Annotated in this window: 7 protein-coding genes; 2 read left to right on the top strand and 5 right to left on the bottom strand. The window is 74.1% G+C overall.

Annotated features, from left to right (window positions below):
- Positions 1-162 precede the first annotated feature (162 nt).
- Complete coding sequence (locus tag J1M38_RS06085; protein WP_041103998.1) at positions 163-972, bottom strand: CoA pyrophosphatase; 810 nt, start codon at positions 970-972, stop codon at positions 163-165.
- Positions 973-1,008: 36 nt separating this feature from the next.
- On the opposite strand from J1M38_RS06085, the gene J1M38_RS06080 reads away from it, so the two are divergent.
- Positions 1,009-2,214 carry an NAD(P)-binding domain-containing protein gene (locus J1M38_RS06080; protein WP_061867656.1) on the top strand — a complete coding sequence of 402 codons (1,206 nt, stop codon included), beginning with the start codon at positions 1,009-1,011 and terminating at the stop codon, positions 2,212-2,214.
- Between the two features lie 21 nt (positions 2,215-2,235).
- Here the strand turns inward: J1M38_RS06080 and nth are convergent, their stop codons facing one another.
- Positions 2,236-3,042: an endonuclease III gene (nth, locus tag J1M38_RS06075; protein WP_061867655.1), complete on the bottom strand. Its 807-nt coding sequence runs from the start codon at positions 3,040-3,042 to the stop codon at positions 2,236-2,238.
- 234 nt (positions 3,043-3,276) lie between these two features.
- Here nth and acs point away from each other — a divergent pair, with 234 nt between their 5' ends.
- A complete protein-coding gene (gene acs / locus J1M38_RS06070) occupies positions 3,277-5,217 on the top strand; it encodes an acetate--CoA ligase (RefSeq protein WP_061867654.1) in 1,941 nt (646 codons plus the stop codon).
- A 75-nt stretch (positions 5,218-5,292) separates the two neighbouring features.
- Here acs and J1M38_RS06065 read toward each other — a convergent pair whose 3' ends face one another.
- From J1M38_RS06065 to J1M38_RS06055, 3 genes are read right to left on the bottom strand one after another with little or no spacing between them, the layout of a single operon-like run.
- Positions 5,293-5,775 (bottom strand): GntR family transcriptional regulator, encoded by a 483-nt coding sequence (locus J1M38_RS06065; RefSeq protein WP_049144842.1) that lies wholly within the window; start codon positions 5,773-5,775, stop codon positions 5,293-5,295.
- Positions 5,747-5,932: a methionine/alanine import family NSS transporter small subunit gene (locus J1M38_RS06060; protein WP_049144840.1), complete on the bottom strand. Its 186-nt coding sequence runs from the start codon at positions 5,930-5,932 to the stop codon at positions 5,747-5,749. The genes J1M38_RS06065 and J1M38_RS06060 overlap by 29 nt, the downstream gene beginning before the upstream one ends.
- A 3-nt stretch (positions 5,933-5,935) precedes the next feature.
- Positions 5,936-7,579: a sodium-dependent transporter gene (locus J1M38_RS06055; RefSeq protein ID WP_041103987.1), complete on the bottom strand. Its 1,644-nt coding sequence runs from the start codon at positions 7,577-7,579 to the stop codon at positions 5,936-5,938.
- Positions 7,580-7,664: the final 85 nt, after the last annotated feature.

Genomic DNA, 7,664 nt, shown 5'->3' with positions numbered 1-7,664 from the left:
TGGCGGACCTCCTGCGGGATGGGGGGCGGCCGCCGCGGTCCGCGGCCGCCGGCCCGTCCAGTCCACCGCCTCGCCCGCGCGCCCGCCTGCCCCGGTCGTCCGGCTGGGGACACGTGCCCACCCCCCGGCGCCTGTGCAGGAGCGGACGGCGCCGCGCAGCCGTCAACCGCGCAGGATCTCGTGGGTCCGCGCGTCGCGCACGCGGGAGTCGTCCCACGGCACGTCCCAGCCCAGCAGCGCCAGCACACGGTCCAGCAGCGCCGCCGTGAACCCCCACACCAGGCGCTCGCCCACGAGGAAGCCCGGCGTCTCGCCGCGGCGGCCGCCGGGCCGGGCCACGCGGCACCGGTTCGCGGGGTCCACCAGGTCCGCGACCGGCATCCGGAACACGGCCGCGGCCTCGGCCTGGTCGACCACCGCCACGCGACTGGGGTCCCGCCACCACCCGAGCACCGGGTGCACCACGTGCCCGGAGACCACCACCGGCACCGCCGGCAGCACGCCCAGGACCTCCACGCCGGCCGGGTCCAAGCCGGTCTCCTCCTGCGCCTCGCGCAGGGCCGTGGCCACGACGTCGGCGTCCTCGGGGTCGACGCGACCGCCGGGGAACGCGATCTGCCCGGCGTGCTGGCGCAGGGTGGCGGCGCGCTGGGTCAGCAGCACGTCCACGTGCGGGTGCACGCGCTCGGCGTCGTGACGGGCGGGGACGTCGTCGAGGGCGCCGAACAGGATCAGCACGGCGGAGGGGCGCGGATCGCCGGACCGGGGCCACTCGAAGCCCCACATCGGCACGGCCTCGGGCGGGATGGTGGTGAGCGAGGCCGGGTCGTGGTGACCGGGCGCGTCCGCAGGGGCCGTGCCCCACCGGGCCACGAGGTCCGCCAGCTGGTCCCGCGCACCCGTCAGCGACGCCTCGGACGTCCCGGCGGCGTCGCGGGAGGTCGGGCGGGGGCTCGCGGGGGTCTCAGGCATAGCCCCCACGCTAGCCGCCGGTCGTAGCCTCGGGGCATGACGGCTCCCCTGACCTCGCCCCCGGCGGACGCCGCGTCCCCGGATCCGGTGGACGTCGCGGTGATCGGCGCCGGACAGGCCGGACTGGCGGTCGGCTACTTCCTGGCCCGGGCCGCGCGGGACGTCGACCGCGGGCGCCGGCCGGGCCCGCCGCCGTCGTTCGTCCTGCTCGACGCGTCCGCCCAGCCCGGCGGCGCGTGGCCGCACCACTGGGACTCCCTGCGCCTGTTCTCCCCCGCCGAGCACTCCTCCCTGCCGGGCCGACCCATGCCGCCGTCGCCCGGTCCCGGCACCCCGGACGCCGGGCACGTCGTCGCCTACCTGGCCGACTACGAGGACCGCTACGGGCTGCCGGTGCGCCGGGGCGTGCGTGTCGCGGCGGTGACGCACGACGCCGCCGCGTCCCCGCCGTTCACCCTGCGGCTCGAGGACGGCACGGCCCTGAGCGCCCGCGCGGTGGTCTCCGCGACCGGCTCGTTCACCCGCCCGTTCGTGCCGGCTCTCCCGGGCGCCGACCGCTTCGGCGGCACGCAGCGGCACTCCGCCGCGTACCGCTCCCCCGACGCGTTCGCCGGGCGGCGCGTCCTCGTGGTGGGCGGCGGCAACTCGGGCGCCCAGATCGCGGCTGACCTGCTGCTGGCGGGTGTCGCCACCACGTGGGCCACCCGGCGTCCGCCCCGGTTCATGCCGGACGACGTGGACGGGCGGGTGCTCTTCGACCGGGCCTCGGCGCGCGTGCTGGGCCGCTCCGAGGCGCGCGTGGGCGACCTCGGGGACATCGTCATGGTGCCCTCGGTGATCCGCGCCCGCGACGAGGCCGGGCTCCACGCGGTCCCCGCGCCCACCGCGCTCACGCCGGACGGCGTCCGCTGGGACCACGACGCCGGCGCGAGCCACGGCTGGCCCGCCGCCAGCCGCGCCGCGGCCCGGGTGCGCGGCACCGAGCACCCGGTGGACGACGTCGTCTGGTGCACGGGCTTCCGGGCGGACCTGCGCCACCTGCGGAGCCTCGAGCTGACCCGCCGCCCCTCCGGGGCGCCGGCGACGGAGCGTGCGCTGCCGACCGCCTCGGTGGACGTGCCGGGGCTGCACCTGCTCGGCTACGACGACTGGTGCGGGGCCGCCTCGGCCACGCTCGCGGGCGTGGGGGTGCACGCGCGCCGGGCCGTCGACGCGATCCTCGCGGGCCTCACCGCGGGCTGAGCGGGTGGACCAGCCGGGCGGTCAGGCCTCCAGTCCGTGGCCGAGCGCGCGCAGCTCGCGGCGCGTCCGCCCCGCGCGCAGGAGCTCGAGCAGCTCCTCCCGGCCGGGCTTGAGCTCGTAGGCGAGCAGGGCGCGCGCCCGCTCGGGGTCGGTCTCCCCCTCGCCGTAGGACGGGCACCAGCGGGCGATCGGGCACGCCCCGCACGCCGGGCGGCGCGCGTGGCACACGCGGCGGCCGTGGAAGATCAGCCGGTGGGAGAGCATCGTCCAGTCACGGCGCGGGAACAGGGCGCCCACGGCGTGCTCCACCTTCACCGGGTCGGTCTCGTCCGTGAACCCCAGGCGTCGGGCCAGCCGGCCGACGTGCGTGTCCACCGTGATCCCGGGCTGGCCGAAGGCGTTGCCGAGCACCACGAACGCGGTCTTGCGCCCCACCCCGGGCAGCGCCACGAGGTCCTCGAGACGGGCGGGGACCTCGCCGTCGTGCCGGGCCACGAGCTCCTGGGACAGCCGCAGGATCGCCGAGGCCTTGTTCCGGTAGAACCCCGTGGAGCGCACGAGCTCCTGCAGCTCGGGCTCGGTGGCCGCCGCCATCGCGTGGGCATCCGGGAAGCGGGCGAACAGCGCCGGCGTGGCCGCGTTGACGCGCACGTCGGTGGTCTGGGCGGACAGCACCGTGGCCACGAGCAGCTCGAACGGCGTCTCGAAGTCCAGCTCGGCGACGGCGTACGGGTACGTCTCGGCCAGGATCCGGTCGATCCGCCGCGCCCGGCGCACCAGGGCCAGCCGGGTCTCCCCGGTCGGCGTGCCCGTCGACTCCGTCTCCATCCGCGCGTCCTCCCGCCCTCGTGCGATCCGCTCAGGTCCGACCATCCTAGGGAGCGGGGCACATGCCGACGTCCGCACCGCGTCCGGCCCCCGCTTCTGGGTGCGATGCGACACACAGGACCTGAGGATTTGTGGCGACGACGCCGCGCGCGGCATGCTGAGGCGGGAGACTAGTGTGGGACGCGTCACATCCGTGCCGCGCACCGACCGCACCACCCCGAAAGGACCCCGTCGATGGACGAGCAGATCCCCACGTTCCCGCCCCCGACCGAGTTCGCCGCCCAGGCGGTGGCCGGAGCCGACCTCTACGAGGAGGCCGCCGAGGACCGCCTGGCCTACTGGGCCCGCCGCGCCCGCGAGATCCTGCACTGGGAGCAGGACTTCACCGACGTCCTGGACTGGTCCGACGCGCCCTTCGCGAAGTGGTTCGTCGGCGGCACCACCAACGCCGCGTACAACGCCCTGGACCGCCACGTCGAGGCCGGCCACGGCGACCGCGTGGCCATCCACTTCGAGGGCGAGCCCGGCGACACCCGGACTTACACCTACGCCGACCTGGCCGCCGAGGTCCGGCGCGCCGCCAACGCGTTCGAGTCCCTCGGCGTGACCAAGGGAGACCGCGTGGCCGTCTACCTGCCGATGATCCCGGAGGCCGTCATCACGATGCTCGCGTGCGCGCGCATCGGCGCGGTCCACTCCGTGGTCTTCGGCGGCTTCTCCTCCGACGCCCTGCGCTCCCGCGTGGACGACGCCGAGGCCAAGCTCGTCGTCACGGCCGACGGCTCCTTCCGCCGCGGCAAGCCCTCCATGCTCAAGCCCGCCGTGGACCAGGCCCTCTCCGCGCCCGGCCACACCGCCGAGCACGTGCTCGTGGTCCGCCGCAACGAGGCCGAGGTCGAGATGACCGAGGGCCGCGACCTGTGGTGGCACGACGTCGTGGACGCCCAGTCCGACGAGCACGAGCTCGTGTGGCACGACGCCGAGCACCCGCTCTACATCCTCTACACCTCCGGTACCACCGGGAAGCCGAAGGGCATCCTGCACACCACCGGCGGCTACCTCGTGCAGGCCGCGGCCACCCACCACGACACCTTCGACCTGCACCCGGAGTCGGACGTCTTCTGGTGCACCGCCGACGTCGGCTGGGTCACCGGGCACTCCTACGTCGCCTATGCGCCGCTGGTCAACGGCGCCACCCAGGTGATCTACGAGGGCACCCCGGACTCCCCGCACCAGGGCCGCTGGTGGGAGATCGTGCAGAAGTACGGCGTGAGCATCCTCTACACGGCGCCGACGGCGATCCGCACGTTCATGAAGTGGGGCCGGCACATCCCGGACGAGTACGACCTCTCCAGCCTGCGCGTGCTCGGCTCCGTGGGCGAGGCCATCAACCCGGAGGCCTGGCGCTGGTACCACGAGGTCATCGGCGCCGGCCGCTGCCCCATCGTGGACACCTGGTGGCAGACCGAGACAGGCGCCCACATGCTCACCCCGCTGCCCGGCGTGACCACCCTCAAGCCCGGTTCCGCCCAGAGGCCGGTGCCCGGCGTCGTGCTGGAGGTCGTGGACGAGCTCGGCGAGCCCATGACGGACACGAGCGCGGGCTTCCTCGTGGTGCGCGAGCCGTGGCCGTCCATGCTGCGCGGCATCTGGGGCGACCGGGAGCGCTTCAAGGAGACCTACTGGTCCCGCTTCCCCGGCATGTACTTCGCCGGCGACGGCGCCCGCTACGACGAGGACGGCGACATCTGGCTGCTGGGCCGCGTGGACGACGTCATGAACGTCTCCGGCCACCGCCTGTCCACCACCGAGATCGAGTCCTCCCTCGTGGCGCACCCGTCCGTGGCCGAGTCCGCGGTGGTCGGCGCGAAGGATGAGACCACGGGCGAGGCGGTCGTCGCGTTCGTCCTGCTCACCGAGGACGCCGCCGCGGCCGATCGCGACGTCGCCGAGGTCGAGGAGGAGCTGCGGCAGCACGTGGGCAAGAACATCGGCCCCATCGCCAAGCCCAAGCGCGTGCTCGTGGTCCCCGAGCTGCCCAAGACGCGCTCCGGCAAGATCATGCGCCGCCTGCTCAAGGACGTGGCCGAGGGCCGCGACCCGGGCGACTCCACCACGCTGGCCGACCCCACGGTCATGCAGCGCATCGTGGAGACGCTCGCACCGAAGGCCTGAGCCGGCACGACGACGCCGCCCCGGTCCGCACGCTGTGTGCGGTCCGGGGCGGCGTCGTCGGTGGGCGGGCCCGGCTCAGGCGCGGGCGGCCGCGTCCCGCCGGACCAGCTCCACGGCCTCGTCGGGCGTGTAGCCGAGGCGTTCGAGCAGGGTGTCGAGACAGCGGCGCACGGCCTGGTGCGCGGCGTCCGCGCGGGCGTCCGCCGAGGCGGCCACGAACGTGCCCGCGCGCCCCCGGGTGCGGATGGTGCCGTGCGCCTCGAGCTCCTTGTAGGCCCGGGCCACGGTGCCCGGTGCCACGCCGAGCTCGGCCGCGAGCGCACGCACGGGCGGCAGTCGGTCCCCGCGGGCGAGGGATCCGGAGGCGACGCCGGCCAGGACCGCGTCCACGATCTGCCGGTAGGGCGGGGCCGGCAGGCTCCCGTCCACCGCCACGACCGGCAGGGAGGCGGAGACCACGCCCGCGGCCCCGTCGGCGACCGAGGCCGCGGACGGGGCCGCTGCGGACGGACCGGGGGCCCTCATCGACTCACCGGTGCTGCGCGTCGAGACGGCCATCCTCGCGCTCCCACACGGCGGGGGCCAGTTCGTCCTCGATGGCGAGGTCGCCCGAGGAGTCGTCCGGGTGGCGGAGCAGGTGGACGGCGGAGACCGCGAGGCCGCCCCACACCAGGAGGATGGCCAGGGACATCATGACGATCGCTGCGGTGCTCATCGGTCAGAGCTCCTTCCGGGTGGCGGCCGCGGGCACCACCGGCAGGGCGCCGGTGGGGACGGTGCCCTCGGGCACGGCGTTGTGCGGGATGAGGTCGCCGTGGATCTCGCTGTCCAGGTCCTCGGCGTAGAGGTTGGACTTGCGGGACCACGGGATCAGGGAGAGCAGGATCGCCAGGGCGACGGAGCCGAGCGCGATGCCCCAGCCGAAGACGCCGAGGAAGTCGCCCGGGTAGCCCTCATAGCCCTCCGCGATCACCTTCATGATCCAGGAGAGCCAGATGTAGGCGAGCACGATCGGCATGAGCACGCCGATCAGCAGCACGTACCCGCGGCCGACCTTGAAGGAGGAGACGGCGTTGAGGTGCGCCGTGATGCGACGGGCCGAGCCCAGCGCACCGGTGACCAGGAGCACCGACAGGAGCGCCGCGCCCACGATGCCGAAGTTGTTGGCGAACGCGTCCATGGTGTCCAGCATCTGCAGGCCCGTGGTGGTGGAGAACAGGGCGAGGGAGACCACCCCGGACAGGCCGATCACCACGATCGTGGCCGTCCAGCGGCCCCAGCCGAGCTTGTCCTTCACGGCGGAGATGACGACCTCGAGGATCGAGATCAGCGAGGTGAAGCCGGCGACCACGAGCGAGCCGAAGAACAGCACGCCGATCAGGGCGCCGAGCGGGGCCTGCGAGATCAGGGTGGGGAAGGCGATGAACGCCAGGCCGATGCCGCTGCCGGCCACCTCGGCCACGGACACGCCGGAGGCCTGCGCCATGAAGCCCAGGGCGGAGAACACGCCGATGCCGGCCAGGATCTCGAAGCCCGAGTTGGAGAAGCCGACCACCAGGCCGGAGCCGGTGAGGTTCGTGCGGCGGTTGAGGTAGGAAGCGTAGGTGATCATGATGCCGAAGCCGACGGACAGCGAGAAGAAGATCTGACCGTAGGCGGCGATCCAGACGCCCGGGTCCGCCAGCGCGGCCCAGTTCGGCGTGAACAGCGCGTCCAGGCCCTGGGCGGCGCCCGGCAGGGTGAGGGCGATGCCGACGAGGATCAGGAACATCACGACGAGCAGCGGGATGCCGACCATCGAGGCCAGGGCCACGCCCCGGCGCACGCCGAAGCCCATGATGAGCAGCGTGATCACCCAGACGGCGAGCATGGGCCAGAAGACGCCCGAGACGACGTCGAAGGACGGGGACGGGTCGTCGGCGACCTGCAGGTAGTCGCCCATGAGGAAGGTCTCCGGGTCGTCGCCCCACCGCTGGTCCACGGAGAACCAGGTGTACATGATCGCCCAGCCGATGATCGCGGCGTAGTAGATCCCGATGACGACGCAGATGAGCACCTGCCACCAGCCGACGGTCTCGGTCCACCGGGACAGGCGCCGGAACGCCAGCGGCGCGGAGCCGCGGAAGCGGTGGCCGATCGCGTAGTCGAAGAACAGCAGCGGGATGCCCGCGGTGAGCAGCGCGATCAGGTAGGGGATGACGAACGCGCCGCCGCCGTTCTCATAGGCGACGTAGGGGAAGCGCCAGATGTTGCCGAGGCCCACGGCGGAGCCGATGGCCGCCAGGATGAAGGCCCACCGGCCGGTGAACTCCTCCCGGGTGCGCTTCGGCGCCGACGCGGGCGCGGAGACGGTGCTGGACATGCAGGACCTCCGGGGGTCGGGAAAACTCGAGTGTGACGGAGGACACAATAGTCGACACGGGCCGTTGCCGGACAGTCCGGTCCGG

Source organism: Micrococcus sp. KRD070, from assembly GCF_017168435.1.
In the GTDB taxonomy this organism is placed as follows: domain Bacteria; phylum Actinomycetota; class Actinomycetes; order Actinomycetales; family Micrococcaceae; genus Micrococcus; species Micrococcus luteus.
Note: the sequence above shows the minus strand (reverse complement) of the source record. Positions and strands in the feature narration are given on the sequence as shown.

Bases quoted from the DNA above. Each gene is read 5' to 3' on its own strand.
- J1M38_RS06085 (WP_041103998.1), bottom strand. From the start codon at position 972: ATGCCTGAGACCCCCGCGAGCCCCCGCCCGACCTCCCGCGACGCCGCC.
- J1M38_RS06080 (WP_061867656.1), top strand. From the start codon at position 1,009: ATGACGGCTCCCCTGACCTCGCCCCCGGCGGACGCCGCGTCCCCGGAT.
- nth (WP_061867655.1), bottom strand. From the start codon at position 3,042: ATGGAGACGGAGTCGACGGGCACGCCGACCGGGGAGACCCGGCTGGCC.
- acs (WP_061867654.1), top strand. From the start codon at position 3,277: ATGGACGAGCAGATCCCCACGTTCCCGCCCCCGACCGAGTTCGCCGCC.
- J1M38_RS06065 (WP_049144842.1), bottom strand. From the start codon at position 5,775: ATGGCCGTCTCGACGCGCAGCACCGGTGAGTCGATGAGGGCCCCCGGT.
- J1M38_RS06060 (WP_049144840.1), bottom strand. From the start codon at position 5,932: ATGAGCACCGCAGCGATCGTCATGATGTCCCTGGCCATCCTCCTGGTG.
- J1M38_RS06055 (WP_041103987.1), bottom strand. From the start codon at position 7,579: ATGTCCAGCACCGTCTCCGCGCCCGCGTCGGCGCCGAAGCGCACCCGG.